The sequence below is a fragment of the Aurantimonas sp. 22II-16-19i genome, assembly GCF_002088275.1.
Taxonomy (GTDB): Bacteria; Pseudomonadota; Alphaproteobacteria; order Rhizobiales; family Rhizobiaceae; genus Jiella.
The window spans coordinates 84086-110306 of the sequence record NZ_AQQS01000018.1; the positions used below are offsets into that span (position 1 = coordinate 84086).

Consider the following 26221-nt stretch of genomic DNA (forward strand, 5'->3'; position numbering starts at 1 on the left):
TTCGAGACAGAGACTACGGAGGCTTCTCGCCTCTGGCTAGGCCGGATCGGCCGGAGACGGCGAGGAATTTGCCGCGACGAGAGGGGCGGTCGATCGAACGGTTCTGAGAAAGCTGCGGCCGTCCGCCACCCCGGCATTCCAGGTGGCGACGATCTTGCCCCGGTCGGTGAAGTCGATCTTGTCGGCGGGCACGGCTTGCGACGGCTCGACATAGACCCGGTCCGGGTGCTCCGGCAGGTTGCGGAACTTGCGGGTGAGGAGCACCAGCGTGCGGCCCCGGTTGCCGGTCGGCATCGGCGCCTTCGACGTCATGCCGCCGTCGATCACCTTCCGGCCGTTCCAGCCCTGCAGGTTGAACACCGGCGGGATGACCGCGGCGTTGCAGATGAGATCGACGATGCGCCCGTCCCGGGCCGCCTTGCGCGCGTCGACCAGCTGCTGGTGGGCGCCGAGCTTCTCGGGGAAGATCACATGCGGGGTCGAGCGGATGGCGGTGTCGGCGAGATAGGCCGCCATCATCGGGAAGGTCGAGAGCTTGGGAAAGCCGCTGTATGGCGGATGGGCGAGCAGCACCTCGAAAGCCGGCCCGTCGGCGATCCTTTCGATCGCCTCGGCGTCGAGCGTGTCGCGCACCACCTCGCGATACATCTGCTGGTGCGGCGTCAGGCCGTTCTCGCCGATCTCGTTCCAGTCGGTCGAGACATTGTGGTCGCGCCGGTCGAAGGCGGCGCCCATCACCTTGAGCAGTTTCTCGTCCCGCCCGCCGATGAAGCAGGCCGCCGCAAGCGCCCCGCCGGACACCCCGGCGACGCGCTCCGGCTTCAGATCGAGCGGCCCGCGCACCGTCTCGAGAAAGCCGCCATGCCAGAAGCAGCGGGTGCCGCCGCCGGAAAAGACGAGTTGTTCGAAGGGGAGGGGATCGGACGTCGACACCGTTTGAAGGTCACCTTCTTTCCGGGTTTCGCGGATGCGGCACTTTCCTGGCTAGTCTAGTCGACGAAACCGGATGCGCCAGTGATGTCCGCCCGGCATGACGCGTCCCGCTGCGGCTCGGCAGCCCCTGCTAGAGCGGCCTGGCCCCGGCCTTGCGCATCTTGGCGATGGCGTCTTCCAGGGCGTCGAACTGGCCGGCGCGGTCTGCCGCCTGTTTCTGCAGGCGTTCGATGGATGTCGATTGGGGCGGGAGCCTGTAGGGAACGAGCCGACGACGGCTTAGATCGAAGACGTCTCCATCCGCAAAGTCGACAACCGCATGACGCGTAACGGGTCGACATTCCCATGAGCCGCCGTCTCTTGCGGTGACAGGATTGTAAGAGGCCGAGGGATACTTCCAGCAGATCCGGTTTTCAAAAATGATCCCGCGATCTTCGATCTTCCAAAGGCTCGGGACGACCGACATGTTCCCCGGATACCAGAGGTAGGCTTGGCCGTCCGACCCGAAATATTCGACCTGCGTGCCGTGCTGGTTGGAATAGGTCATGACGGTCTTGCCGGCAAACCCCGTGTCCGACAGCTTGATCTCCATTGTCTCGCCACCAGGCGGAAAATCTGCGCTGAGGGTTTCCCGTTCAGCGATCTCCTCGGGGGTCGCGCATCCGGCCAGGCTCGCAATGAGCAGGGCCCCCGCGGCAGCCCTTGCCAAAAGGCCCCAGGCGCCCTCGCGCAGCCAGCCGGTCTGTCCCATCGTTCGTGTCCCTTCGATCCGGGGTTTGCGATGGGATAGGACGTGGTGACAGGTTTCGTCCAGTCGGTGGCCCCGACGGCGCATCGAACGACCGCGCGCCGCCGAGGACCGGACGGATCACATCCGCTCGAAGCACATGGCGACGCCCATGCCGCCGCCGATGCACAGCGTCGCGAGGCCCTTCCTGGCGTCGCGGCGGATCATCTCGTGGATCAGCGTGTTGAGGATGCGGTTGCCCGACGCGCCGATCGGATGGCCGATGGCGATCGCCCCGCCATTGACGTTGACGATGTCCGGGTTCCAGCCGAGGTCCTGGTTGACCGCGCAGGCCTGGGCCGCGAAGGCCTCGTTGGCCTCGACGAGGTCGAGATCGTCGACCGACCAGCCGGCCTTTTCCAGCGCCTTCCGCGAGGCCGGGATCGGGCCGGTGCCCATGATCGCCGGATCGACGCCGGCGGTCGCCCAGGAGACGATGCGCACCAGCGGCGTCAGCCCGCGCCGCTCCGCTTCGGCTTCGCTCATCAGCACGGTGACGGCGGCGCCGTCATTGATGCCCGACGCGTTGGCGGCGGTCACCGAGCCTTCCTTGTCGAAGGCCGGGCGCAGCTTGGAGACGCCGTCGATGGTGACGCCGTGCTTGATGTATTCGTCCTCGGAAACGACGGTGTCGCCCTTGCGGCCCTTGATGGTGAAGGGGACGATCTCATCCTTGAAGCGGCCGGCCTTCTGGGCGGCCTCGGCCTTGTTCTGGCTCTTGACCGCGAACTCGTCCTGGATCTCGCGGGTCAGCTGCCACTGGCGCGCGACGTTCTCGGCGGTGTTGCCCATGTGATAGCCGTTGAAGGCGTCGATCAGGCCGTCCTTCAGCATGGTGTCGACCATCTTCAGGTCGCCCATCTTCTGGCCGGCCCTGAGATAGGCCGCGTGCGGGGCCATGGACATGGATTCCTGGCCGCCGGCGACGATCACCTTGGCGTCGCCACAGGCGATCTGCTGCATGCCGATGGCGACGGTGCGCAGCCCCGAGCCGCAGAGCTGGTTCAGCGCCCAGGCGGTGGTCTCCTTCGGGCAGCCGGCGGCCATGGCCGCCTGGCGCGCCGGGTTCTGGCCCTCGCCGGCGGTGAGGATCTGGCCCATGATGACCTCGTCCACCTCGGCCGGGTCGACCTTGGCGCGGCTCAGGGCTTCCTTGATCGCGGCAGCGCCCAGCTCATGGGCCGGCACCTGGCCGAAGGCGCCGTTGAACGAGCCGACCGGCGTGCGCGCGGCGCCCACGATCACCACGGATGGGGTGTTGCTCATCGTCATTTCCTCCGCATTGCGCGTCTCGCCGACAGGTGGCGCGCGCGTTCGAGTTCAGGCCAGTTGTTCCAGAGCGACCGGGGAAGGTCAATTCGCATGCCGCACCGCATCGCGGGATCCGTCATGCCGGGCGGCTTGCCTTCGTATCTCGATCGAAAAACCCCGCTTCGCCTCCTTCGGCACGCTGATCCTTGTGAAAATCGCCGCCTTCGGTCCACCGAACCGTTTGGAATATCTGCAAAGATATGCCTATCATTTATGCGGTGCAAATGAGCGGTCGCACAATTCCGTGGCGGTTCGGCTCATGCGCGCAGTGAGGGAGTTGTGCATGGCCAGAAACGACGATGTGACGGTCATCAAGAAATACGCCAATCGGCGGCTCTACAACACCGGGACCAGTACCTACGTCACGCTCGAGAACCTTGCGGCGATGGTCAAGAGCAACGAGGAATTCGTCGTCCAGGACGCCAAGTCCGGCGAGGACATCACCCATTCGGTGCTGACGCAGATCATCTTCGAGCAGGAGAACAAGGGCGGCCAGAACCTGATGCCGATCGCCTTCCTGCGCCAGCTCATCCGCTTCTACGGCGACCAGATGCAGGTGGTGATCCCCGGCTATCTGGAACAGTCGATGTCGGCTCTCGCCAAGGAGCAGGACGCGATGCGCGAGCAGATGACCGGCGCCATGACCCAGTCGCCGATCAAGCTCATCGAGGCGCAGGTCCGGCGCAACACCGAGATGTTCCGCCGCGCCATGACGATGTTCAACCCCTTCGTCGCCGGAGCGCTCACCGACGGCGACCTCGACGAGGCCGGCGGCGCGGCCCGCCCCAATGGCGACGCCGGCAAGAACCGCGACGAGGACCTCAAGGCGATGCGCGAGCAGCTGCAGCGCATGCAGGAGCGGCTCGAGGCGATCGACGCCAAGAAGGGCGAATGAGGATCGCGGCCGCCGCCTCGCCCCGGATGCCCGACGGCAGGCCGTGAGCGGGTCCGGGCCGGCCGACTTCGACGCCGCCATGCAGGCCGGGCGTCTGGCCAGGTCCGAGAGCCGCCGCGACGATGCGCTGGCGGCATATCGTGCCGCCGCGGCGTTTCGCCCCGCGGACGTCAATGCCCGCCTGAACGTCGCGATCGAACTGCGCGACCTCGGCCGGTTCGAGGAAGCTGCGGCCTGTCTGGAACAGCTCGGAGGGAGCGGCGCGGCGCATCCCGGCGTCCGGCGGCAGCTGGCCTACGTGCACCGGGCGCGCGGCGATCACCGCGCTGCCGCGGAGGCTTTCGAGGCACTGGCAGGGGATCTGCCGAAGGACATTCCCGCGCGGATCGAGGCGGCGCGTTCGTTCCTCGAGATCGGCGCGGTCGAAGACTTCGAACGCAATCTCGCGGCAGCCCTCGCTCTCGATCCCGAAAACGACCATACGGTGCTGCTCAAGGCGCGGGGTATCGAGAATTCCGGCCACGGGATCGCGGCGTTCGAGGTCCTGGACGATCATCTGAAACGCATGGTGGCTGCGGGAAAGGCCCCGCATTTCGAGCTCGCCAGCTATCTCGTGGGCATCGGCCTGCGCATCGGCCGCAACGCGCGGAGCGAGGAGGTGCTCGCCTCGCTGCCGCTGAGCGGGGCAGGGCAGGTCGGCCGCGGCGCCTTTCTGCGATCCCAGCTGCTTCGTCAGAAGAACCGCTTCCTCGAAGCGGAGAGCGAACTCGCCCGTGCGGTGGAGGCGGCCCCGCAGATGCTCCCCTACCGGCTCAACCTCGCCGAGGTGAGGATCGTGCTCGGCCGCCTGGCCCTCGCCGAAGCGGACATGGCGCTGGCCGGCGAACGCCTTGCCGCCAGTCCGGGGGCGGGGCAGTCGGCGGCGCAATACCAGTATCTTCAGGGCTTCCTCGCGATCGCGGCCGATCATCGGGACGCCGCGCCGGCACTGCTCTCGACGCTGTCCGAGAGGCCTCAGGGCGGGGCTTCGGTCGCGGCGCTGACGGCTCTCGCCAGCAACTGTCCCGATCACGTCCCGACCAGCCTGGCGCTGCTGCGCAGCCTGCTGCAAGGCCGCGAGCCCCCGGTCCCGCGGCCGGGGCCGAACCCGTCGATCCCGCGGACGATCTTCCAGTTCTGGGATGCGCCGCAACCGCCTGCCGACGTCGGGGCGCTGATGGCGAGCTGGTCGCGGACCAGTCCGGACCACCGCTATCTGCGCTTCGACGACGACGGCGCGCGGAGCTTTCTGGTCGAACTGGGCGATCGAAATGTTCTGGCAGCTTATGACCGGGCGGCTCACCCGGCCATGCGATCCGACCTCTTCCGCCTCGTCTACGCCTATCACCGCGGCGGCATCTATGCGGATGCCGACGAGGCGAGCCTGATGCCGCTCGCCCGGATCGTGCCGGCCGAGGGCGATATCCTGCTCGTTCTGGAAGAGCGCACGGGTGTCGTCTGGAACGGCTTCTTCGCCGCCGCGCCGCGCCATCCGATCATCGGGCGGGCGCTCCGCATCGCCGCCGCGCGGATCCTCGCCGCGACGGCCGGAAACGTCTGGTCGATCACCGGCCCGCCGGTGCTGGCGCTGGCAACGACGCAGATCCTCTGCGAGGAACCGGATCGCCTCGCAGCGGCCAATCTCGTCGCCCTGTCGAGTGCCCGTCCATGGCTCGCGACGGGCCACGACTGCGCCTACAAGCAGGCCGGCGGCAACTGGAAGAATGCCGCCGCCGGATCTCCCTACCGCTCCTGAGCGCCCGGCTCGGCCCGTCGCCTCAGGCCCCGGCTCAGCGCGTCGCCGTCAGGTCGTCTTCGGCGAAGGCCTTGATCAGGTGATGGGCGATGGCGAAGGGCTTCGGCACCATCAGGCCCGTTTCGTGCCGGGCCCCCAGCATCGCCTGCACCTCGGCCCGCGAGAACCAGCGGCAGGCCTCCAGCTCCGTCGTGTCGAAGGTGATGTCGCGGCTCGTCGCCAGCGCCAGGCAGCCGATCATCAGGTTGCCGGGAAACGGCCAGGGTTGCGAGGCGACGATCTCGACCGCCCCGACGCCGACGCCCGCCTCCTCCATGGTCTCGCGGCGCACCGCGTCCTCCAGCGTTTCGCCGGGCTCGACGAAACCGGCGAGGCACGACCAGAAATTCTCCGGAAAGCGCGGCTGGCGGCCGAGGATGCAGTTCCCTTCGCCGTCATGGACCAGCATGATCGTCACCGGGTCGGTGCGCGGGAAGACGACGTTGTCGCAGGCCGTGCATTCGCGCCGGTAGCCGGCGGCGGCATTGCGCGTCGGCGCGCCGCAGACGCCGCAGAACCGCGTCTTGGCGTGCCACTGGACGAGATGGGCGGCCTGGCCGAGCCGGCCTTCGGTGTCGGGATCGACCCGCCCCTCCATGGCGATGGCGCGAAGATCCATGGCGGAAAGATGCGGCGGGAGCGCGTCGACCGGGACCGGGGCGAGGGCGGCGAGGGCCGGGACATCGCCGGCGTCGAAGCCGAGCAGGATCGCCTCATCGAGAGCGACCCCCAGCGCCATTGCCTCGTCGATCGTGAAGTCGGCGGCAAGGCCGGGGCCGTCGGTCTTCACCAGCCACTTGCCGCCCGCCGAGAGATAGGCGGAGGCGGCGGGATGGCCGAGGGCGGCGGCGAGGCTTTCCTCGGTCCGCAACTCGCCGTCGCGGCGCAGGCTGTTGCGGGAAAAGCCGGTGCGCCGGCTGATCTGCGGCAGGGCCGTCGCCGGTTTCTCGCTGTCGCTCATTGCTGATCTCCTTCGGGCCGGCCTTGCGGGTGCCGTTTCCTTTCAGCCCGAAAGCACCGCCTGCACAAGCTCGTTCCGCAGCGTGTCGAGGGCGTCTGCCTCGTAGGGCTCGGCCTGGCCGAAGCCCCAGACGGGACCTGGCCAGTTGGCGTCGCCTCGACGCCGCGCGATGACATGGACGTGCAGCATCGGCACCCGGTTGCCCAGCGCGCCGACATTGATCTTTTCCGCCCCGGCGAAGGCCTTCAGCGCCTTGGCGGTCAGGCAGGTCTCGAAGGTCAGCATCGTCTGGTCGAGCGGTGTCAGGTCGTGGATCTCGGTGACGTCGTTGCGCTGGGGAACGAGAATCAGCCACGGCCACCGCCGGTCGTTCATCAAGAGCAGCGCGCACAGCCCCAGCGTCGCGACCATGGTCGTGTCCCCCGCCAGTCGCGGATCGAGTTCGAAGCGACGCATCCCGTGTCCTCCCTGGGGCGGGTCCTGTCAGCTTTTCCGCTCCCGCGCTTGCATTTAGAGAGATCTTCGCCGATATGGAGGCCGGGAGGTTGGTGGTGGACGAGCCACTCGCCAACCGGGTCAGGTCCGGAAGGAAGCAGCCCCAACGAGCTATGGCACGGGTCATCGTGCCAGCCTCCCACCTTTTCCCCCGTCAGGCTTCCCCGGAGAGGCCGACTGTTGCGCCGTCCGCCCGATGCTGTTCGGCGGCGTCTGTCGCCGGTCGTCGGCTCCCCCATGCGGGGTCGAGCCCATGTCCCGTGGCGCCTCCGTTTCCTGGTCCCGTCCCCCCTCGGTCCGTTCTCTCCCGGTCGCTCTGCGGTCACCCGGATCAGTTGATCCGAGGACATGTCGCGGGCCGTTCGCGCCAGCCCCGCCGAGCCATGCCGGGGCTGTTTCGCCGCGCGCGGGTGCCGCGGCGAAGCCTTTTTCCGTCGCCGCGCAATGCTCGCGCAAGCTTCGTCCTGCAGGAGACGATCCCCTTGAATGTGAAGGTGAATACCGCGGCGAACGCGGCGATCCTCCGGACCGGACGGCTCGTCTGGTGGGCCAAAGTGCCCTCGCAGTGTGACATACGGGTCGCATTCATCGGAAAAATGGCCTAATGCCGGTTCATGGGTGCTGAAGCCCTTGGACACGGCCACAGCAAAGCGGAACGTCAGATGTATGCTCGCCTCCTCGTTCTCACGGTCCTGATCGCGATGTTCGCAATTGCCATGAGTTACCTGGCGCAGCGCCCCACGCCCGGTCAGCCGGCCAGCTTCGTCGCCTCGATCTCCGGCGGGACCTGCGACTATTCCTCGGGCACCCTCTGCAAGATCAACCGCGGCGCCGCCGGCCAGGCGAAGTTCTGAACCCCCCCGGGCAGAGCGGCGACCGGCAGGCCGGATCAGCCGCCGGATCGATTGTGGCGGCCGGGCGTTGCGTCGATGGCGCAACGCGGCAGTCGCCTTGCCGAGGTCCGGCGGGCGTTCTCGGCACCTGCAGGGTCGTGCCGTCTCAACACCGCCATCGAGCTTCGGTAAGACCTCGCCCATGACCGTTTTCGACGCTGCCATCGAACATCTTCCCATCGAGACGCCGGAGGCCTCTGCGCCGCGTCCGTTCAGCGATGCCGGTGCGGCGGTGGCCGAGCTGCAGCGCCTCTACGAGCGCTCGGTCGCCTTCCTGACCGGGAAATTCGCCGGCGTTCTCGAGCACACCCGGGCCGACCGGCGCTACCGGGCCTTCTATCCGGAGATCTCGCTAACCACCCGCACCCATGCCCGTGTCGATTCGCGGCTGGCCTTCGGCCACGTGCCGCTGCCCGGTGCCTATGCCGCGACGGTCACGCGGCCCGATCTCTTCGAGCGCTATCTTATCGAGCAGGTCGATCTCCTTTTGAAGAATCACGGCCAGCCGGTGCATGTCGGCGACGGGTCGACGCCGATCCCCTTGCATTTCGCACTTCCCGAAGGCGTCTTCGTCGACGGGGCGCTGCCCGACAAGCTCGGCCACCCGCTGCGCGACGTCTTCGACGTGCCCGATCTCGCCGCCACCGACGACCGGATCGTCAACGGCACCTTCGAGCCGCGGGCCGGGGAGAGGCTGCCGCTCGCCCCCTTCACCGCCCAGCGCGTCGACTATTCGCTGCACCGTCTCGCCCATTACACGGCGACCCGGCCGCTGCATTTCCAGAACTTCGTCCTGTTCACCAACTACCAGTTCTATATCGACGAGTTCTGCATGCTGGCCCGCGAGACGATGCGCCGCGGCGGTGAGGGCTTCGACGCCTTCGTCGAGCCGGGCGACCTCGTCACGCCGGCCGGCGGCGAGCATCCGGTCTCGGGAGCCGCGCCGCAGCGGCTGCCGCAGATGCCGGCCTATCACCTGAAGCGCGGCGACGGCAGCGGCATCACCATGATCAACATCGGCGTCGGCCCGTCCAACGCCAAGACGATCACCGACCACGTGGCGGTGCTGCGCCCGCATGCCTGGCTGATGCTCGGCCACTGCGCCGGGCTGCGCAACAGCCAGGCGCTGGGCGACTACGTGCTCGCCCATGCCTATGTGCGCGAGGATCACGTCCTCGACGCCGACCTGCCGCTCTGGGTGCCGATCCCGGCGCTGGCCGAGGTCCAGGTCGCGCTGGAGCAGGCGGTCGAGGAAGTCACCGGCCTGTCCGGCTACGACCTGAAGCGGATCATGCGCACCGGCACCGTCGCCACCATCGACAACCGCAACTGGGAGCTCCGCGACCAGCGCGAGCCGGTGCAGCGGCTGTCCCAGTCGCGGGCCATCGCCCTCGACATGGAATCTGCGACGATCGCCGCCAACGGCTTCCGCTTCCGGGTGCCCTACGGCACGCTGCTCTGCGTCTCGGACAAGCCGCTGCACGGCGAACTGAAGCTGCCCGGCATGGCGACGGAGTTCTACAAGCGGCAGGTCTCGCAGCATCTGAAGATCGGCATGCGGGCCCTGCAGCTGATGAGCGAACTGCCCTCGGAACGGGTGCATTCGCGCAAGCTGCGGTCGTTCTTCGAGACCGCATTCCAATAGAGACGGGCGCCGCTTGAAGACTTTCCTCTCCCGCTTCGCGACGAATGCAGCCCTGGGGCTTGCCCTGATCGTCGGGGCCGCGCTCCTCTGCGGCTTCTTCGGCCGCAATGTGCCGTTCTTCGATTCGCTCGCCCATTTCCGCGCCCATCTGGCCGCCGTGCTGTTCGCGCTCGCTCTGGTGCTCCTCGTTTCGCGCAACGTCGCCGCGGCGATCCTGTCGGCGGCGGTGGCGGCCGGTGCGGCGGTCTCGGTCGCCGGCTTCATGGTGCCCCGCCCCGCCGACCCGGAGCCGGCGCTGTCGCGGGCCAGCGCACCCGCCGGCGGCGGCAGGGCACTGAAGCTCCTGCAGATGAACCTCCGCTTCAACGCCGCGACGGCGCCGGCCATCGAGATGATCGAGCGGCTTCGGCCGGACGTCGTGACGCTGGAGGAGATGAACCGCCGCTGGGTGGACGCCATCGCGCCGCTGCGCGAACGCTTCCCCTACACCGCCTTCTGCGGCGTCGGCGAGGTGGTCGGCGGCGTTGCGATCCTGTCGCGCATTCCGTTCTTGCCAGAGGATGCGGTCTGCCGCGCCGAGGACGGCTTCGTGGCGCGCCGGCTGGACCTCGGGGACGGCTCCGGCCTCACCGTCGTCGCGGAACATCTCGTCTGGCCCTGGCCCTATCATCAGGGCCGGCAGGTGGACCGGCTCGGGCAGACCCTGTCGCAGCTCGGCAAGCCGCTGGTGATCGCCGGCGACTTCAATGCCGCGCCGTGGAGCGGGACCGTCCGCCACTATGCCGAGCGATCCGGCACGCAGCCGGTCGCCGGCATCGGGGCGACCTGGCTGACGACCGATCTGCCCGCAGCCCTGCGGCCGCTCGTCGGCCTGCCCATCGACAACGTGCTGGTGTCGAGCGACGTCGCGGTCCTCTCCGCCGCCCGGCAGCCGGCGACCGAGAGCGACCACCTGCCGATCCTCGTGCGCTTCGACCTGCCGACGCTCGCGACCCCGCCGCGCCTCGTCGGCCGCGCCACCGGCGACTGACGGCAGGATCGCGCGACGGGCGGCAGCCGGTGCCCTCGATCCGCACGGGATCAGCCGGCGCTCTTGCCGATCCGTCGCCGGAAATGCCACAGTGGCCGGGTCGCATCCGCATCCCGTTTCATCCTGACATTGTCGCCCGGTGGCTCGGGAAAAGCCGGGTCCGCTCGCGCCACTTGTCTCATCGCATCTGTCTCGGGGCCCTCGCCCCCAACGCCTGCCTCGACGGTGTTGCCCGGACGGCGGCACCCGGACGGCGGTGCCCGCAGGCCGCGAGATTTTCAACGGCTCTGCCCGCTGCGCCTCTGGACATCATTTATCATATAATATTATCCTTGCGTCGTCCGGTTTGGAGGCCGGACGTTTTCGGGAGGAATTCATGACACGTTTCAAGACGCTCGCCGGCGCCGTGGCGATCGCCGCCCTGACCGCGGGCTCGGCCTTCGCCGCCGACATGACCGTCGGCTTCTCGCAGATCGGTTCGGAATCCGGCTGGCGCGCCGCCGAGACGACGCTGACCAAGCAGCAGGCGGAAAAGCGCGGCATCGACCTCAAATTCGCCGACGCCCAGCAGAAGCAGGAAAACCAGATCAAGGCGATCCGCTCCTTCATCGCGCAGGGCGTCGATGCGATCCTGCTCGCGCCCGTCGTCGCCACCGGCTGGGATCAGGTGCTGGAAGAGGCCAAGGACGCCGAGATCCCGGTGGTCCTGCTGGATCGCCAGGTGGATTCGTCCGAGGATCTCTATCTGACCGCCGTCGGCTCGGATCTCGAGCACGAGGGCGAGGTCGCCGGCCAGTGGCTGGTGGACAATGTCGGCGACAAGGACTGCAACGTCGTCGAGCTGCAGGGCACCACCGGCTCCTCGCCGGCCATCAAGCGCAAGGCGGGCTTCGAGAAGGCCATCGCCGGCCACGACAACGTCAAGATCGTCCGCTCCCAGACCGGCGACTTCACCCGCACCAAGGGCAAGGAAGTCATGGAGAGCTTCCTCAAGGCGGAGAACGGCGGCAAGGACATCTGCGCCCTCTACGCCCACAATGACGACATGGCCGTCGGCGCCATCCAGGCGATCAAGGAAGCCGGCCTCAAGCCCGGCTCGGACATCCTCGTCGTCTCGATCGACGCCGTGCCGGACATCTTCCTCGCCATGGCCGAGGGCGAGGCCAACGCCACGGTCGAACTGACCCCGGACATGGCCGGCCCCGCCTTCGATGCGCTCGAAGCCTATCTGAAGGACAAGACCGAGCCGGCGAAGTTCATCCAGACGGAATCCAAGCTCTACACCCAGTCGGACGATCCGAAGGCGGTCTACGAAGAGAAGAAGAACCTCGGCTACTGATCGGCTAGGGGTTCCTCGGCCGGCCGGCCTCTGGACGGCAGGCTGGCCGATGGTCTCTTCGCAGCGTTTGTGGCCGGATGACGGTTCGACCATCCGGCCGCAAACGCTCCATTCGCGCCGGCGGCTTCACCGTCGTCCGCGATGGCGGACCGGATCGCCGTGGCAGCCTCGCATCGCTGCGGGCGTCTTTGCCGCGTCCCGTCCCTTGCGCGGCCGGCTCCGGCGTCAGCGCGCCCGCCGTGCCGCGGCATCCCCGGGGGCCGCGACGACGGCGACCGTGGAGCGTTCCCTTGCAACATTTCTCTGGCCGGAAGATCCCATGATCAGGAGCGAGCCGCTGCTGCGCGCCGAGGGCGTCACCAAGCAGTTTCTGGGCGTCACGGCCCTGTCGAACGTCGATTTCGAGCTGGCCGCGGGCGAGGTCCACGCGCTTCTCGGCGAGAACGGCGCCGGCAAGTCGACCCTCATCAAGATCCTGACCGGCGCCTATCGCCGCGACGGCGGCCGGATCAGCCTCGAAGGCCGGCCGATCGACCCGTCCGACGTGATGGACGCCCAGAAGCTCGGCATCGGCACGGTCTATCAGGAGGTCAATCTCCTGCCCAATCTCACCGTCGCGGAAAACCTGTTCCTCGGCCGCGAGCCGAAGCGCTTCGGCCTCACCGACCGGCGCGAGGCGAACCGCCGCTCCCGCGAGATCCTCGACCAGTACGGGCTCCACATCGACGTGACGGCGCTGCTTTCGACCTATTCCGTCGCCGTCCGCCAGATCATCGCCATCGCCCGCGCCGTCGATCTGTCGGGCAAGGTGCTGATCCTCGACGAGCCGACGGCGAGCCTCGACGCCGCCGAGGTCACGCGGCTGTTCGCCATCCTCGACGATCTCAAGGCGAGGGGCCTCGGCATCGTCTTCATCACCCACTTCTTCGACCAGGTCTATCGCATCGCCGACAGGGTCACGATCCTCAGAAACGGCCACAAGGTGGCGACGCGGCCGATCGCGGGCCTTCAGCGCATCGAGCTCGTCTCGCTGATGCTCGGCCGCGAGCTCAAGGAGCAGGAGGAGCACCGGGCGGAGCCCGTCGACCTGTCGCAGAGGCCGGTGGTCGCAAGCTTCGCGGGCACCGGCAAGAGCGGCCGCATCGCCCCCTTCGACCTGGAACTGCGGGCCGGCGAGGTGGTCGGCATGGCGGGGCTGCTCGGCTCCGGGCGCACCGAGACCGCCGAGCTGATCTTCGGCCTCGCCCAGCCCGACAGCGGCACCGTCACGGTGGACGGCCGGAAGGCGCGCTTTTCCTCGCCCCGCGACGCGATCGCGGCGGGCTTCGGCTTCTGCCCGGAGGATCGCAAGCAGGACGGCATCGTCGACGATCTCTCGGTGCGCGAGAACATCATCCTGGCGCTCCAGGCCCGCCGCGGCTGGGCCAGGCCCTTGACCCGCAAGGAGCAGGAGGCGATCGCCGACCGCTACATCTTAGCCCTCGACATCCGCACCAGCGACCGCGAGAAGCCGATCAAGTTCCTCTCCGGCGGCAACCAGCAGAAGGTCGTCCTCGCCCGCTGGCTCGCCACCGACCCGCGCCTTCTGATCCTCGACGAGCCGACCCGCGGCATCGATGTCGGCGCCCATGCCGAGATCATCCGGCTGATCGGCGAACTCCGCGAGGGCGGCATGTCGCTCCTCGTCATCTCCTCCGAACTCGAGGAGATCGTCGCCTATGCGACGCGGGTGCGGGTGCTGGCCGACCGCCGCCACACCGGCGAACTGCCGGCCGGCCGGATCACCGCCGACGCCATCATGCGGGCGATCGCCGCCGGCCAGCCCGACGCCGCCGGCGAGGATGGCGACGCGATCGAGCCCGCCCATGCCGGGCGCCCGAGCCGATCCATCCGGGAGGGCGCGGCGTGACCATCCCCACCACCCTCCGGCGCGTCCTGCCCCAGCTCGTCGCGCTTTTCGTCATCCTGGCGCTCAACACGGCGATCGCGCCGGGCTTCCTCGACATCGCCTATGCCAATGGCCGGCTCTACGGCAGCCTGATCGACATCCTCAACCGCGGCGCGCCGGTGGCGCTGCTCGCCATCGGCATGACGCTGGTCATCGCGACCAAGGGCATCGACCTCTCGGTCGGGGCGGTGATGGCGATCTGCGGCGCCGTCGCGGCGGCGCTGATCACCAACGATCACTCGCTGGCGGTGACGCTCGTGGCGACGATCGGCATCGGCATCCTGTGCGGGCTCTGGAACGGCGCCCTCGTCGCCTTCCTCGGCATCCAGCCGATCATCGCGACGCTGATCCTGATGGTGGCGGGGCGCGGCATCGCCCAGCTCGTCACCGAGGGCGTCATCCTCACCTTCAACGATCCGGGGCTGATCTTCGTCGGCACCGGCTCGGTCCTCGGGGTACCGTTTCCGGTGATCCTGTGGATCGTCATCGGCATCGCCGCCTCGCTGCTGTTCCGCACCACCGCGCTGGGGCTGCTGGTCGAGGCGATCGGCATCAACCGCCGGGCCTCGATGCTCGCCGGCATCGGCACCGGCGCCCTGCTCATGGCGGTCTACGCCGCCTCCGGCTTCTGCGCCGCGATCGCCGGCATCGTCGCGGCCGCCGACATCCGCGGCGCCGACGCCAACAATGCCGGGCTCTGGCTCGAGCTCGACGCCATCCTCGCCGTCGTCGTCGGCGGCAACTCGCTGATGGGCGGGCGGTTCTCCATCGCCGGCTCGCTGATCGGCGCGATGATCATCCAGTCGGTGAACACCGGCATCCTGCTCGCCGGCTTCCCGCCGGAATTCAACCTCGTCATCAAGGCGGCGATCATCGTCGTCATCCTCGTCGTCCAGTCGCCGGCGAGCCACACCCTGTTCGCCTTCTTCAGGCACAGGCCCCGCCGCGAGCCGGCGACCACGAGCGAACCCGGGAAGGAGGCTGCGCAATGACCTCGTCGAGACTGTTCCCGCTGGCGACGACGCTCTTGATCTTCCTCCTCGCCTATGCGCTCTGCTACGCCCAGTTCCCCAACATGCTGTCGACGCGGGTGATCGGCAATCTTTTGACCGACAACGCCTTTCTCGGCATCGCCGCGGTCGGCATGACCTTCGTCATCCTGTCCGGCGGGATCGACCTGTCGATCGGCTCGGTGATCGCCTTCACCGGCGTGTTCCTCGCCGTCGCGATGGGCGAGGGCGGCATGCCGCCGCTCCTCGCCATCCCGCTGCTCCTCGTCATCACCACCCTCTTCGGCGCGGCGATGGGGGCGATGATCCATTATCTCGCCATGCCGCCCTTCATCGTCACCCTCGCCGGCATGTTCTTCGCGAGAGGCGTCGCCTTCCTGATCTCGACCGCGTCGGTGCCGATCAATGTCGACCTCTACGACACGCTCCAGGACCTCTATTTCCGCATGCCCGGCGGCGGCCGGCTCTCCTTCATCGGCATGACGATGCTCGCCGTCTTCGTCGCCGGCATCGTCATCGCCCATTTCACCTCCTTCGGCCGCAACGTCTACGCCATCGGCGGCAACCGGCAGTCGGCCGAGCTGATGGGCGTGCCGATCGCCCGCACCACCATCCTCATCTACGCGCTGTCGAGCTTCCTCGCCGGCCTCGCTGGAATCGCCTTTTCGCTCTATACCTCGGCGGGCTACTCGCTGGCCGCCGTCGGCGTCGAGCTCGATGCGATCGCCGCGGTGGTCATCGGCGGAACGCTGCTCACCGGCGGGTTCGGCTATGTCGCCGGGACGTTCCTGGGGATCCTGATCATGGGACTGATCCAGACCTACATCGTCTTCGACGGGACGCTTTCGAGCTGGTGGACCAAGATCGTCATCGGGCTGCTCTTGTTCAGCTTCATCGCGCTGCAGCGGGGCCTCGTCTGGCTGAGCTCGCGGCGGGCCAGCGCTGCGGCGGCAGCGTCGGCATGACCGGCCTCCTTGCCGCCGTGGAGACCTCCCATCCGACCCGCTCCAGCCACGCCCATGTGGTCGGGACGCTGGGGCGCCAGATCGTCGACGGGACCTTTCCCCCCGGCTCGATCCTGCCCGGGGACAAGGATCTCGGCGAGACCTTCGGCGTCTCGCGCACGGTGCTGCGGGAGGCCATGAAGACGCTCGCCGCCAAGCGGCTGATCGAGGCCAAGACCCGCGTCGGCACCAGGGTTCTCGAGCGCGAGCGCTGGAACCTCCTCGACCAGGACGTGCTGCGCTGGCGGGTGGAGGCCGGCCTCGACGGCCGCTTCATCGAGGACCTGGCGACGATGCGCCTTGCCTTCGAGCCGGAGGCCGCCGCGCTCGCCTGCCGGCGGGCGGCGGCCGCCGACATCGCCCGGCTGGAGGCGATCGTCGCCGAACTCGGCAACCCCGCCCACGACCGCACCTCCATCGCCCGGGTCGACCTGAAGTTCCACCTCGCCGTCGCCGACATCTCGCAGAACCCGTTCATGCGCGCGACCAGCGGCCTGATCGAGACGGCGCTCGCCATCGTCCTGCGGCTGTCCTCCCCCGCCGAGGACGCCGAGATGATCCGCGAATGCGCCGACAATCACCGGCTCATCGTCGAGGCCATCGCTTCCGGCGATGAGGAACGCGCCCGCGCCACCATGCGCGCCGTCATCGAACTCGGCGCGACGCGCACGCAGGCGGCGCTGGGGGACGGGGCGCCGGAGGGGTGAGAGGTGAGCGCCCTCTCTCCCCTTGTGGGAGAGAAAGCGATTTCATCATCTTGGCGAAGCCAAGTGATAGAAATCGCAAGAGAGGGGTGCCACCGGTTACGTCGCCCCGCCTGTGCCTGGTGAGGCACCGGGACCTTCTGCAATGTCGGCACGGATGGAACCGGTGGCACCCCTCTCTTGTCATTCTCAAGGTTTGGACCTCGGCGAGCCGAGGCCCAACTCCTTGGAATGACTTTCTCTCCCTCAAGGGGAGAGAGGGCGGCTGCGGGAGCCGGGTGTCGCCTATCGGGAATGGCGACGCGCCTGCGCGCCACCGCGAACGGCCGGGTGGCGAGACCCGCTACCGGTTCCCATACCCGAGCCCCGCAATCACCCCCCGCAGCTCCGCCAGGCCCTTCAGTCGCCCGATCGCCGGATAGCCCGGCTGCGCCTTGCGCGACAGGTCGTCGAGAATGTCCTGGCCGTGGTCGGGCCGGAACGGGATCGAGACGTCGGCCCGGCCCTCGGCCTTGCGCCTCGCTTCTTCCTTCAGCGCCGCGGCGATCAGCGCCACCATGTCGGTGTCGCCGGACAGGTGCTCGGCCTCGTGGAAGGACACGGGCAGCGTGTCGCCCTCGCGGATGGTGTTGCGCAGGTGCAGGAAATGCACCCGGTCGCCCAGCCGCTCCATCATGCCGGCGAGATCGACGTCAGGCCGCACGCCGAGCGAGCCCGAGCAGAGCGTGATGCCGTTCGCCGGGACGTCCACCGCCTCCATGATCTGCCGGTAGTGCGCCTCGGTCGACATGATGCGTGGCAGGCCGAGGAGGGGGAAGGGCGGATCGTCGGGATGGCAGCACAGGCGGATGCCGAGCTCTTCGGCGAGCGGCGCGACCTCCGACAGGAAGTCGATGAAGTTCGACCGCAGCCCGTCCTCGCCGATGGGACCATATTCGGCGAGATGGTCGCGCACGTCGGACAGCGTGAAATGCTCCGCCGCGCCGGGCAGGCCGAAGACGACGTTGCCGGCGAGCTCGACCCTGCGGGCCGCGCTCATGTCGGCGAACCGCCTCTCGGCATCGGCCGCGACCGCGTCCGGAAAGCTCTCCCTCGCGCCGGGACGCTCGAGGATGAAGATGTCGAAGGCGGCGAAGTCGACGAGGTCGAAGCGCATCGCCGTGCCGCCGTGGGAGACCCGCCAGGCGAGGTCGGTGCGGGTCCAGTCGAGCACCGGCATGAAGTTGTAGCAGACGATCTCGATGCCGGCGGCGGCGAGGTGCCTCAGGCTGGTCCGATACGCTTCCACATGTTCGCGAAAGGCGCCGGTCTGCTTCTTGATGTCTTCCGACACCGGCAGGCTCTCGACCACCTCCCAGGCGATGCCCGAGGGCGAGCCGTCCCTGCGGGTCGCGATCTCGCGCTGGCGCTGCGCGATCGCCTCGGGTCTCCAGACGTCGCCGGTCGGCACGTGATGGAGCGCCGAGACGACGCCCTCGACGCCCGCCTGCAGCATGTCGTCGACGCTCACGAGATCGCCGGGGCCGAACCACCGCCAGGTCTGCCGCATTGTCACTCCTCGTTGTCTCTCTCAGGAACGGCCCCGGGGCCGGCTCACATCACCAGGTTCGGCAGGAACAGGACGATCCCGGGCATCAGCGCCAGGATCGTCACCACCAAAAGGATCGCGAAGATGAAGGGCAGCGATTCCTTGACATAGTCCTCGATCGGGCAGTCGAGGATCGAGCACACCGCATACATCGCGACGCCGACCGGCGGAGTCATGCCGCCGAGGGTGACGATGGTCATCATCAGGATTCCGAAATGCACCGGGTCGACGCCCAGCGGCTGGACGATCGGCAGAACGATCGGCGTCAACAGGAGGACGAGCACCGTCGCCTCGATGAACAGCCCGCACAGGAAGACGAAGACGAGGATCAGGAAGACCACGATGACCGGCTGGCTGGAGAGGCCCAGCAGCACCTCGGCGATGGTCTGCGGCGCCCGCTCGAAGACGATGGCATAGCCGACCATGCCGGAGAACAGGATGATCAGCGTGATCACGCCGATGTCGACGACGGTCTCGCCCAGGGCCTCCTGGAAGCCCTCCCATGTCAATTCGCGGTGGAGGAGGGCGCCGACGACGACGGCATAGACGACGGCGAAGGCGCCGACTTCCGAGGCCGTGAAGACGCCGCTGCGGATCGACACCAGCAGCGCCACGGGAAACAGCAGCGCCCAGATCGCGTCGACCAGCGTCGCGACCACCGTGCGCCAGCTCGGCAGCTCCTTCACCTCGGCGCCGCAGCCGCGCCTCTTGGCGATGATCCACACCGTCGTCATCAAGGCGACCATCATCATCAGGCCGGGAATGACGCCGGCGAGAAACAAGCGGCCGATCGAGACGTTGCCGACGAAGCCGTAGAGGATGAGGCCGAGGCTCGGCGGGATCGTCGCGGTGATCAGCGAGCCGACGGCGATGGTGGCGGCGGTGAAGCCCTTGCCGTAGCCGGAGCGGATCATCTCCGGCCCGAGGATGCGCGCTTCCATCGCGGCGTCCGCGACGGCCGAGCCGGAGACGCCGCCCATGAAGGTCGACAAGAGGATGCAGACCTGGGCGAGGCCGCCGGCCATCCACGAGACGAGGGCGTTGGAACAGCTGATCAGCCGGCGGGTGATGCCGGTCTTGTTCATCATGTGGCCGGCGAGCAGGAACAAAGGCACCGCCAGCAGCGGAAAGCTCTGGGAGGCGGTGGCGACCTGCTGGATGCCGATCGAGACCGGAATGAACTGGCTGGTCAGGAAGAAGCTGAAGCCGGCGATTCCGATCGCGAAGGCGATCGGCATGCCGAAGAGCATCAGGGCGAAGAACAGGAGGGTCGGCAGCAGCATGGCGTTCGGCTCACAGTTCGCCGGCGGTGCGCACGCGCGCGGCACGGCCGTCGTCCGGGGTCTCGCCGGCGTCGCTGCGCGGCTCGGGCGAATAGACGAGGCCGCCGGAGCGGATGGCGCGCACGAGCTGGGCGAGGAGGACGAGCGCGAGGGCGAGGCAGCCGGCCGGCACCGCGGCCGTCACCCAGGCGTAGGAGATGCCGCTGTCGCCGAAGATCCGAGCCGTGTTGAGGAGCGTCAGCTGGATGCCGAACCAGCCCATGGTGGCGAGGAAGGCGAGGACGACGACGGCCAGCAGCAGTTCGATCGCGCGGCGCGCCGGAAACGGCAGCTTGGCGACGAAGTAGTCGACGCCGATATGGGCCTTGCGGCGCATCGCCTTCAGCGCCCCGAAGAAGCACAGCCAGACGAAGGCGGCCTGGGCCATGTCGACCGACCAGATGATCGGATGCCCGACGAAGCGCGAAAGCGCGCCGGTGAAGACAAGGACGACGACGGCCGCGAGCAGCAGGCGGCCGATGGCGTCCTCCAGGCGGATGACGATTGCTGACATGAAAGGGAGAACTTCGCGCCGGTTCGGGAAGGCGAGCCGGCGGCCTTGCGCGAGGCCGCCGGATCCGGACGTCGGGGCCGGTCAGTTGCCGGCGAGAACCGCGTCGACCTTGGTCTTCAGGTCGGCGTAGCCCAGCGTCTCGTAGACGCCGGCGGTGGCTTCCTTGAAGGGCGTGACGTCGATCTCGTCGATCGACATGCCGGCCTCCTGCATCTCGGCATCGACCTTGGCAATGGCCTCCTCGGTGCCCTTCGAGGCGGCGTCGCCGGCCGCGAGGGCCTCTTCGGAGACGATCGTCTTGAGGTCGTCGGGCAGCGAATCGAACCACTGGCCGGAGGTCACGAGGCCGGTGAGCAGGCCGATATGGCCGGTCTTGGTCAGATGCTTGGCGACCTCGTAGAGCTTGGCGCCGTGGACGGCGGTGTCCTGCGCCTCGGCGGCGTCGATGGCGTTCTGCTGGAGGGCCGGATAGACCTCGGTCCAGCCCATCGGCGTCGGGGTCGCGCCCATCGCCTTGATCGTCTCGATCCAGACCGGGGCGCCGGGGGTGCGCATGCGCACGCCGGCAAGGTCGGCCGGCTTGGAGACGGCGTTCTGGGTGACGAGATTGCGCTGGCCCTGCCACCAGTTGAAGGACAGGATCTTCAGGCCGGCCTTCGAGTTCAGCTCCTCGGCCCAGCCGGCGAAGAGATCGGAGGTGGTGATCTTGCGGTACTGGTCGAAGCCGCTGGCGAGATAGGGTCCGCCGAGGACACCGATGTCGTTGACGAAGACCGCGAGCCGGCCGGGATCGACCAGCACGGCGACGTTCGCCCCGGCGCGGGCCTGCTCGAGCACGTCCTCGTCCTTGCCGAGCTGCGAGCTCGGGAAGATGCGGATCTCGACCTTGCCCTCGGTGCGCTCCTTGACCTTGTCGCGGAACTGCTCGAGGCCCTTGTAGATCGGGTCCTGCTGGGTCAGGGCGGTGTTGACGTTGAGCTGGTAGTCCTGGGCGAGGGCAGTCTGCCCGGAGCCGACGATGAGGCAGCCGACGAGGGCCGCCGCGGCGAAAGCCGTACGAAACATGGTGTGGAACCTCCCGATTCACGGCAGCGGCGGACTTCTCCCTCCGATCGCTTGCCTGATCTGACTAGTATGGTAGTATGAATCTCGCATTTGCAAGTGGAAAATTTCGAGCATGCTGAAGATCGACGAGAAGGGGGCGGTGGCGCCGCAGATATTCACGGCGCTGCGCCAGGCGATCATCACCATGGCCCTGAAGCCCGGCCAGCCCCTGTCGGAAAAGGAGATCGCCGCGAGCTTCGGCTCCAGCCGCCAGCCGGCCCGCGAGGCGGTGATCAAGCTCGTCGAGGCCGGTCTCGTGCGCGTCCTGCCCCAGCGCGGCACCTATGTCGTCAAGGTCTCGCCCCGCCAGGTGGCCGATGCCCGCTTCGTGCGCGAGGCGGTGGAGGTGGCGGTGGCGCGCCATTGCTGCCTGTCGGCGAGCCAAGGCGCGCTGGACGCCCTGGACCAGCTGATCGCCGGCCAGGAGGAGGCCGCGGCGGCGAACGACCATGCCGGCTTCCTCGCCCTCGACGAGAAATTCCACAAGGGTCTCGCCGAGGCGATCGGCTGCAGCGAGGCCTGGCGGGTGATCGAGACGGGCAAGGCGCAGATGGACCGGGTGCGCTATCTCTCCCTGCCCGAAGCCTCGCCGATGTCGCTGCTCATCGACCAGCATCGCGACATCCTGTCCGCCATCCGCGCCGGCGACGCCGACGCGGCGGCGGCCGCCGTGCGCGTCCATCTGCGCGAGATCCTGCTCGTCCTGCCGCGCCTCGCCAAGGCGTTTCCCGATCTCTTCGAGGACGAGGAGCTGCCCGGCCACGCGGCCGACCTGCAGCCGGTGTTGCGGGTGGGGGCTTGAGGAAAGGCGCAGGCCGTCCCGGCAGATGGAGTATCGCTCTGGGCGAGCCGAACGTTGCGGCGGCGCACTAGCCTCGGCTTTCGCCCTTGCCTGACGGGCTGACCGCGTCGCCCACCTTGCCGTCGAACACCCGCACCGTCCCGCGGCCGGCGGCCTTCGCCGCGTAGAGCGCGGTGTCGGCATGGCCGTAGAGCGCATCGCCGCGGCCGTCCTGCGAGAAGGCGATGCCCACCGAGGCGCCGATGTGGATGCGCCGGCCCGCCACGAGGATCGGCCGCTCCATCAGCCGCACCACCGCTGCGCCGAGACGCAGGGCCGCCGCATGCGCCGTCTGCGGACCGAAGACGACGGCGAACTCGTCGCCGCCGATCCGCGCCACGCAGTCGCTGCGGGAGCGAAGAAGAGCGAGCCGTCGCCCGACTTCCTTCAGGCAGTCGTCGCCGACGATGTGGCCGAGGTCGTCGTTGACGTCCTTGAAGCGGTCGAGGTCGATCAGCATCACGGCGCCCACCGCAGAGGCCGCGACGCCCTCCGCCTCGACGCCCTCCGCCGCGACGCCGCCGATCACGGCCTGGAACCGGCTGCGATTGGCGAGGCCGGTCAGGGAATCGAACTCCGCCATGGTGCGCAGCCGCAGCGCCGCGGTCTTTTCGGCGGTGATGTCCTGCTTCATGCCGAAGATGCGCACCGGCTCGCCGTCGACGCATTCGACCGAGGCGGTGATGCGGATCCAGCGCCGGTTGCCGCGCATGGTGACGATCTCGGCATCGAGGCAGAAGCCGGACCGATCCTCGATGGCCTTCGAGCGGATCCGCTCCAGCGCCTCGCGGGTGGCTTGCGGATAGCATTCGAGCGTCCTGCCCCGGTCGAGGGCGGAGCCGCGCGGCAGTTCGAAGATGTCGTAGACGACGTCGGTCCAGCGCAGGCTGGAATCGGCGAGCTCGCATTCCCACACGCCGATCTGCGCCGCCTCCGAAGCGCGGTCGAAGACCTTCCGGCTGTGGGCGAGCTCCGCCTCGAGCCGCGCGATGACAGCCTGCTGCTCGTCGATCCTGGCTTCCATCCGGGCGATCCGCGCCTTCGAGCAGGCCGCAGACGCCACCGCCAGACGAGCATCCGCTGCCGGCGCCTCTGTCAACTTCAGGTGGGTCGCGTGGGACACGGCGGGCTTTCGCGGTGAGGACGGGACGATGGACGGAACTTTAGGAAGCGTTGCTTTCCAGAGCGTAAAATTCGCATGACACTTTTGTCAGGTTCCGCAATCGGATGGCGATCGTTCCCGATGAGGGGATGCAAGACCATGATTCGGCGTCCTTGTCATCAGCGCCGCGCATTATTGCATTTTTGAGCAATTCCAGAAGCTGTTGCGGATCTGCCGCAGGTTGATTGCGGCTGAAAAGCGGCGGCGCATATTTGTTGACTCTTTCGATCATGATAAAATAGCACTGACCGGGCCAGACCCGTCCCGGTTTCCGATAAGACATTGGAATATCGATAAAAACGGCGGCGATTTCATCCCTTGGCCAGCTGCGTCCGCCTTGGCGGTTTGCCGCATGCTGCCCCCAGTCATGAGCCGTGACCATGCCCGCTTCGCCCTTCCGGATCCGCTTGTCCGCCACCAGCGCCCTCGTTGCCGCAGCGGTTGCCATGATCGGACCGGCCAGGGCCCAGGAGGAGGGCGAGATGATCTCGCTCGACACCGTGGTGATCACCGGCTCGCGCGCGCCCCAGCGCCTGTCCGAAATCGCCAACACCATCACCGTGGTCGACGAGGAGACGATCCGGGAAGAGGCGCGCGCCGGCCTGTCGCTGAAGGACATTCTCGGCCAGGAAGTGCCGGCCTTCGATCCCGGCAGCCGCGGCACCCGCACCAATTACGGCCAGAACCTGCGCGGCCGCAGCGCCCTCGTGCTCATCGACGGCGTGTCGCTGAATTCCGCCCGGGCGATCAGCCGCCAGCTGGATTCGATCGACCCGTTCAACATCGCCCGCATCGAGGTCCTCTCCGGCGCGACGTCGCTCTATGGCGGCAACGCCTCGGGCGGCATCATCAACATCATCACCAGGAAGGGCAGGGACGCCGCGCCCGGCCTGCACGGCGAGGTCCAGGCGGGCATCAGCTCCGGCTTCAATTCCAGCGAGGACCGCGACCTCAACGGCGCCGCGGCCGTCACCTACAACGACGAGACCTGGGACATGCGCCTGTCGATCGCCGGGGCCGATACGAAGGCCTTCTTCGACGGCAACGGCGACATGATCGTTCCCGACATCACCCAGACCTCGACCCAGTTCAACACCGCGGTGGATGTCTTCGGCAATGTCGGGCTGCAGATCGACGCCAACCAGCGCCTCGAACTGACCGCGCAATATTACGACAGCGCGCAGGACAGCCCCTACGGCCTCTATTTCGGCACGAACTACTCCGGCCTGCGCGGCAACCCCGAGGACATCGAGATCCGCGACGGCTATTCGTCCGACCTCGACCCGGCGACGAAGCGCGAGATGGTGACCGCGAACTATTCCAACGACGATCTGTTCGGCCAGCAGCTGATCCTGCAGGGCTTCTGGCGCTCCGAAACCCTCGACTTCAACCCGTTCCCCGATTCCAGCGGGCGGTTCTTCTCGGCTTCCAGCCAGGAGACCGACTTCTACGGCTACAAGGCGGCGATCGTCACCGAGCCGCTGGACCGGCTGAAGCTGACCTTCGGCACCGACGGCGATGTGGACGACTTCTCCGCCGGCCAGACGATCTTCGATCCCGTCCTGTCCGCCGCGACCGGCGCGATGGAACTGGAGGACTTCGCCACGATCGGCCGCTATCCGGGCATCAAGGTCTCGACGCTGTCGGGCTTTGCCCAGGCGAGCTACGAGGCGACCGACTGGCTGACGCTGTCGGGCGGCTACCGCCATCAATATGCCAAGACGAAGATCGACGACTTCGTCGCCACGACCCAGCAGGCGGCGATCGCCCTCGGCCTCGCCACCGGCGCCGACTCGATTCCGGGCGGGTCGGTCGACTATTCCGCCAACCTCTTCAACGTCGGCGCCACCGTCGACGTCGGTGCCGGCAGCCAGGTCTACGGCAATTTCAGCCAGGGCTTCGAGCTTCCCGATCCCGCAAAATACTACGGCCAGGGCAACTATGCCCTGTCCGGCGGCCGCTACGTCCTCCTGTCATCGATCAATGTCGACGATTCCGCCCTCGGCGCCATCAAGACCGATTCCTACGAGCTCGGCTATCGCTATGGCGACGACACGTTCAAGGGCCAGATCGCCGGCTACTATTCGCTCTCCGACAAGACGGTCGATTACGACCGGACCTCGCTGCTGCTGTCGCTCGTCGACCAGGAGCGCCGGGTCTACGGTGTCGAGGGCAAGCTCGACGTCGAGCTGCCGCACGGCTTCGACACCGGCGTGATCGGCCATTACGTCCGCTCCGAGGTCAAGGACGGGGGCGACTGGGTCGCCTCCCCGGTCACCGACGCCAGCACCTCGACGCTCGGCGGCCACATCGGCTGGTCGAACGAGATCTTCAAGGTCGCCCTCAACGGCCAGCACATCTTCGACTACGAGGACGACGCCGGCCTGGAACTCGAAGGCTACACGCTGTTCGACCTCGTCGGCTCCTACAAGTACCAGCCGGCCGACCTGACCGTGAACTTCGGCGTCCTCAACCTCTTCGACAAGGACTACACGACGATCTGGGGGCAGCGCGCCAAGATCTTCTACGGCGCCTACGCCAGCGAGGAAGTGTTCGACTACAAGGGCCGCGGCCGCACCTTCACCGTCTCGATGACGAAGGAGTTCTGATCGCAGATGGAAAGTCTTTCCATCACCGGCGAGACGGCGCCCGCGGGTCCTCCAGCCGCGGGCGCCGACCTGTTCGCGCTGAAGGGCGCCGGATATGTCGTCGGCGGGACGCGAATTCTGGCGCCGCTCGACCTCGCCATTCCGGCCGGCCGCTTCGTCGCGCTGCTCGGCCACAACGGCTCGGGCAAGTCGACGCTCCTGTCGATGCTCGGCCGCCAGTTGCAGCCGAGCGAGGGCGAGATCGTCTTCGCCGGCGATCCGATCGGCCGCTATGGCAGGCGCGGCCTCGCCC

The 26221-nt window shown here is 67.9% G+C and carries 23 protein-coding genes, 1 other RNA gene and 1 pseudogene; 14 read left to right on the forward strand and 11 right to left on the reverse strand.

Annotation, left to right across the window (positions count from 1 at the left end; translation table 11 throughout):
• Nucleotides 1-36: 36 nt before the first annotated feature.
• The 3 genes from ATO4_RS15195 to ATO4_RS15205 form a co-directional block, all read right to left on the reverse strand.
• The gene (locus ATO4_RS15195) at nt 37-933 is read right to left on the reverse strand and encodes a patatin-like phospholipase family protein (protein ID WP_083592383.1); all 897 of its coding nucleotides are present in this window, start codon (nt 931-933) and stop codon (nt 37-39) included.
• 130 nt (nt 934-1063) lie between these two features.
• On the reverse strand, nt 1064-1684 hold the full coding sequence (locus ATO4_RS15200; protein WP_083592384.1) for a hypothetical protein: 621 nt from the start codon (nt 1682-1684) through the stop codon (nt 1064-1066).
• 117 nt (nt 1685-1801) lie between these two features.
• Nucleotides 1802-2986, reverse strand: a complete 1185-nt coding sequence (locus ATO4_RS15205) for an acetyl-CoA C-acetyltransferase (protein WP_176223009.1) — start codon at nt 2984-2986, stop codon at nt 1802-1804.
• Between the two features lie 328 nt (nt 2987-3314).
• Here ATO4_RS15205 and phaR point away from each other — a divergent pair, with 328 nt between their 5' ends.
• The gene (phaR, locus tag ATO4_RS15210; protein ID WP_083592386.1) at nt 3315-3926 is read left to right on the forward strand and encodes a polyhydroxyalkanoate synthesis repressor PhaR; all 612 of its coding nucleotides are present in this window, start codon (nt 3315-3317) and stop codon (nt 3924-3926) included.
• A 43-nt stretch (nt 3927-3969) separates the two neighbouring features.
• Nucleotides 3970-5721 (forward strand): glycosyltransferase, encoded by a 1752-nt coding sequence (locus tag ATO4_RS15215; protein WP_083592387.1) that lies wholly within the window; start codon nt 3970-3972, stop codon nt 5719-5721.
• A 34-nt stretch (nt 5722-5755) separates the two neighbouring features.
• Here ATO4_RS15215 and nudC read toward each other — a convergent pair whose 3' ends face one another.
• Both nudC and ATO4_RS15225 read right to left on the reverse strand, forming a co-directional pair.
• Entirely contained in the window at nt 5756-6721 is a 966-nt protein-coding gene (gene nudC, locus ATO4_RS15220) for an NAD(+) diphosphatase (RefSeq protein ID WP_083592388.1), read from the reverse strand.
• A 42-nt stretch (nt 6722-6763) separates the two neighbouring features.
• Nucleotides 6764-7177: an HIT family protein gene (locus tag ATO4_RS15225; protein WP_083592389.1), complete on the reverse strand. Its 414-nt coding sequence runs from the start codon at nt 7175-7177 to the stop codon at nt 6764-6766.
• An 84-nt stretch (nt 7178-7261) separates the two neighbouring features.
• Between ATO4_RS15225 and ffs the strand changes: the two genes are divergently transcribed.
• The 9 genes and pseudogenes from ffs to ATO4_RS15270 all read left to right on the forward strand — a co-directional run bounded on the left by ffs (nt 7262) and on the right by ATO4_RS15270 (nt 16792).
• Nucleotides 7262-7359, forward strand: an RNA gene (ffs, locus tag ATO4_RS15230) — signal recognition particle sRNA small type.
• Nucleotides 7360-7878: 519 nt separating this feature from the next.
• Nucleotides 7879-8070, forward strand: a complete 192-nt coding sequence (locus ATO4_RS15235; RefSeq protein WP_083592390.1) for a hypothetical protein — start codon at nt 7879-7881, stop codon at nt 8068-8070.
• 181 nt (nt 8071-8251) lie between these two features.
• Complete coding sequence (locus ATO4_RS15240; RefSeq protein ID WP_083592391.1) at nt 8252-9754, forward strand: AMP nucleosidase; 1503 nt, start codon at nt 8252-8254, stop codon at nt 9752-9754.
• Between the two features lie 13 nt (nt 9755-9767).
• On the forward strand, nt 9768-10784 hold the full coding sequence (locus tag ATO4_RS15245) for an endonuclease/exonuclease/phosphatase family protein (protein WP_083592392.1): 1017 nt from the start codon (nt 9768-9770) through the stop codon (nt 10782-10784).
• Nucleotides 10785-11160: 376 nt separating this feature from the next.
• Nucleotides 11161-12123 carry a galactofuranose ABC transporter, galactofuranose-binding protein YtfQ gene (gene ytfQ / locus ATO4_RS15250; protein WP_083592393.1) on the forward strand — a complete coding sequence of 321 codons (963 nt, stop codon included), beginning with the start codon at nt 11161-11163 and terminating at the stop codon, nt 12121-12123.
• A gap of 319 nt (nt 12124-12442) precedes the next feature.
• A pseudogene (locus tag ATO4_RS15255) lies at nt 12443-13945 on the forward strand (sugar ABC transporter ATP-binding protein); the annotation flags it as partial.
• A gap of 83 nt (nt 13946-14028) precedes the next feature.
• Nucleotides 14029-15063, forward strand: a complete 1035-nt coding sequence (locus ATO4_RS15260; RefSeq protein ID WP_083592395.1) for an ABC transporter permease — start codon at nt 14029-14031, stop codon at nt 15061-15063.
• Nucleotides 15060-16046 carry a galactofuranose ABC transporter, permease protein YjfF gene (gene yjfF / locus ATO4_RS15265; RefSeq protein ID WP_083592396.1) on the forward strand — a complete coding sequence of 329 codons (987 nt, stop codon included), beginning with the start codon at nt 15060-15062 and terminating at the stop codon, nt 16044-16046. The genes ATO4_RS15260 and yjfF overlap by 4 nt, the downstream gene beginning before the upstream one ends.
• Nucleotides 16043-16792, forward strand: coding sequence for a FadR/GntR family transcriptional regulator (locus tag ATO4_RS15270; RefSeq protein ID WP_083592397.1), 750 nt, complete (start codon nt 16043-16045; stop codon nt 16790-16792). The genes yjfF and ATO4_RS15270 overlap by 4 nt, the downstream gene beginning before the upstream one ends.
• Nucleotides 16793-17132: 340 nt before the next feature.
• On the opposite strand, the gene uxuA is transcribed toward ATO4_RS15270, so the two are convergent.
• From uxuA to ATO4_RS15290, 4 genes are all read right to left on the reverse strand, one after another.
• Nucleotides 17133-18338: a mannonate dehydratase gene (gene uxuA, locus ATO4_RS15275; protein WP_083592398.1), complete on the reverse strand. Its 1206-nt coding sequence runs from the start codon at nt 18336-18338 to the stop codon at nt 17133-17135.
• 44 nt (nt 18339-18382) lie between these two features.
• Nucleotides 18383-19660 (reverse strand): TRAP transporter large permease, encoded by a 1278-nt coding sequence (locus ATO4_RS15280; protein ID WP_083592399.1) that lies wholly within the window; start codon nt 19658-19660, stop codon nt 18383-18385.
• Nucleotides 19661-19670: 10 nt separating this feature from the next.
• Nucleotides 19671-20213, reverse strand: coding sequence for a TRAP transporter small permease (locus tag ATO4_RS15285; RefSeq protein ID WP_083592400.1), 543 nt, complete (start codon nt 20211-20213; stop codon nt 19671-19673).
• An 81-nt stretch (nt 20214-20294) separates the two neighbouring features.
• Nucleotides 20295-21278: a C4-dicarboxylate TRAP transporter substrate-binding protein gene (locus tag ATO4_RS15290; protein WP_083592401.1), complete on the reverse strand. Its 984-nt coding sequence runs from the start codon at nt 21276-21278 to the stop codon at nt 20295-20297.
• A 112-nt stretch (nt 21279-21390) separates the two neighbouring features.
• Here ATO4_RS15290 and ATO4_RS15295 point away from each other — a divergent pair, with 112 nt between their 5' ends.
• Entirely contained in the window at nt 21391-22119 is a 729-nt protein-coding gene (locus ATO4_RS15295) for a GntR family transcriptional regulator (protein WP_083592402.1), read from the forward strand.
• A gap of 67 nt (nt 22120-22186) precedes the next feature.
• Here the strand turns inward: ATO4_RS15295 and ATO4_RS15300 are convergent, their stop codons facing one another.
• Together ATO4_RS15300 and ATO4_RS27180 are read right to left on the reverse strand one after the other, a co-directional pair.
• Entirely contained in the window at nt 22187-23281 is a 1095-nt protein-coding gene (locus ATO4_RS15300; protein WP_245308769.1) for a sensor domain-containing diguanylate cyclase, read from the reverse strand.
• Nucleotides 23282-23321: 40 nt separating this feature from the next.
• Nucleotides 23322-23738 carry a hypothetical protein gene (locus ATO4_RS27180; RefSeq protein ID WP_139802471.1) on the reverse strand — a complete coding sequence of 139 codons (417 nt, stop codon included), beginning with the start codon at nt 23736-23738 and terminating at the stop codon, nt 23322-23324.
• On the opposite strand from ATO4_RS27180, the gene ATO4_RS15305 reads away from it, so the two are divergent.
• Both ATO4_RS15305 and ATO4_RS15310 read left to right on the forward strand, forming a co-directional pair.
• Nucleotides 23728-25929: a TonB-dependent receptor gene (locus ATO4_RS15305; protein ID WP_245308770.1), complete on the forward strand. Its 2202-nt coding sequence runs from the start codon at nt 23728-23730 to the stop codon at nt 25927-25929. The genes ATO4_RS27180 and ATO4_RS15305 overlap by 11 nt on opposite strands.
• Nucleotides 25930-25935: 6 nt before the next feature.
• A partial coding sequence (locus ATO4_RS15310) for an ABC transporter ATP-binding protein (protein ID WP_139802472.1) occupies nt 25936-26221 on the forward strand: 286 nt, incomplete at its 3' end.

Excerpts from the sequence above, each read along its gene's own strand:
- ATO4_RS15200 (WP_083592384.1), bottom strand. The coding sequence starts at position 1,684 with ATGGGACAGACCGGCTGGCTGCGCGAGGGCGCCTGGGGCCTTTTGGCA.
- ATO4_RS15205 (WP_176223009.1), bottom strand. The coding sequence starts at position 2,986 with ATGAGCAACACCCCATCCGTGGTGATCGTGGGCGCCGCGCGCACGCCG.
- phaR (WP_083592386.1), top strand. The coding sequence starts at position 3,315 with ATGGCCAGAAACGACGATGTGACGGTCATCAAGAAATACGCCAATCGG.
- nudC (WP_083592388.1), bottom strand. The coding sequence starts at position 6,721 with ATGAGCGACAGCGAGAAACCGGCGACGGCCCTGCCGCAGATCAGCCGG.
- ATO4_RS15225 (WP_083592389.1), bottom strand. The coding sequence starts at position 7,177 with ATGCGTCGCTTCGAACTCGATCCGCGACTGGCGGGGGACACGACCATG.
- ATO4_RS15235 (WP_083592390.1), top strand. The coding sequence starts at position 7,879 with ATGTATGCTCGCCTCCTCGTTCTCACGGTCCTGATCGCGATGTTCGCA.
- ATO4_RS15240 (WP_083592391.1), top strand. The coding sequence starts at position 8,252 with ATGACCGTTTTCGACGCTGCCATCGAACATCTTCCCATCGAGACGCCG.
- ytfQ (WP_083592393.1), top strand. The coding sequence starts at position 11,161 with ATGACACGTTTCAAGACGCTCGCCGGCGCCGTGGCGATCGCCGCCCTG.
- yjfF (WP_083592396.1), top strand. The coding sequence starts at position 15,060 with ATGACCTCGTCGAGACTGTTCCCGCTGGCGACGACGCTCTTGATCTTC.
- ATO4_RS15270 (WP_083592397.1), top strand. The coding sequence starts at position 16,043 with ATGACCGGCCTCCTTGCCGCCGTGGAGACCTCCCATCCGACCCGCTCC.
- uxuA (WP_083592398.1), bottom strand. The coding sequence starts at position 18,338 with ATGCGGCAGACCTGGCGGTGGTTCGGCCCCGGCGATCTCGTGAGCGTC.
- ATO4_RS15280 (WP_083592399.1), bottom strand. The coding sequence starts at position 19,660 with ATGCTGCTGCCGACCCTCCTGTTCTTCGCCCTGATGCTCTTCGGCATG.
- ATO4_RS15285 (WP_083592400.1), bottom strand. The coding sequence starts at position 20,213 with ATGTCAGCAATCGTCATCCGCCTGGAGGACGCCATCGGCCGCCTGCTG.
- ATO4_RS15290 (WP_083592401.1), bottom strand. The coding sequence starts at position 21,278 with ATGTTTCGTACGGCTTTCGCCGCGGCGGCCCTCGTCGGCTGCCTCATC.
- ATO4_RS15295 (WP_083592402.1), top strand. The coding sequence starts at position 21,391 with ATGCTGAAGATCGACGAGAAGGGGGCGGTGGCGCCGCAGATATTCACG.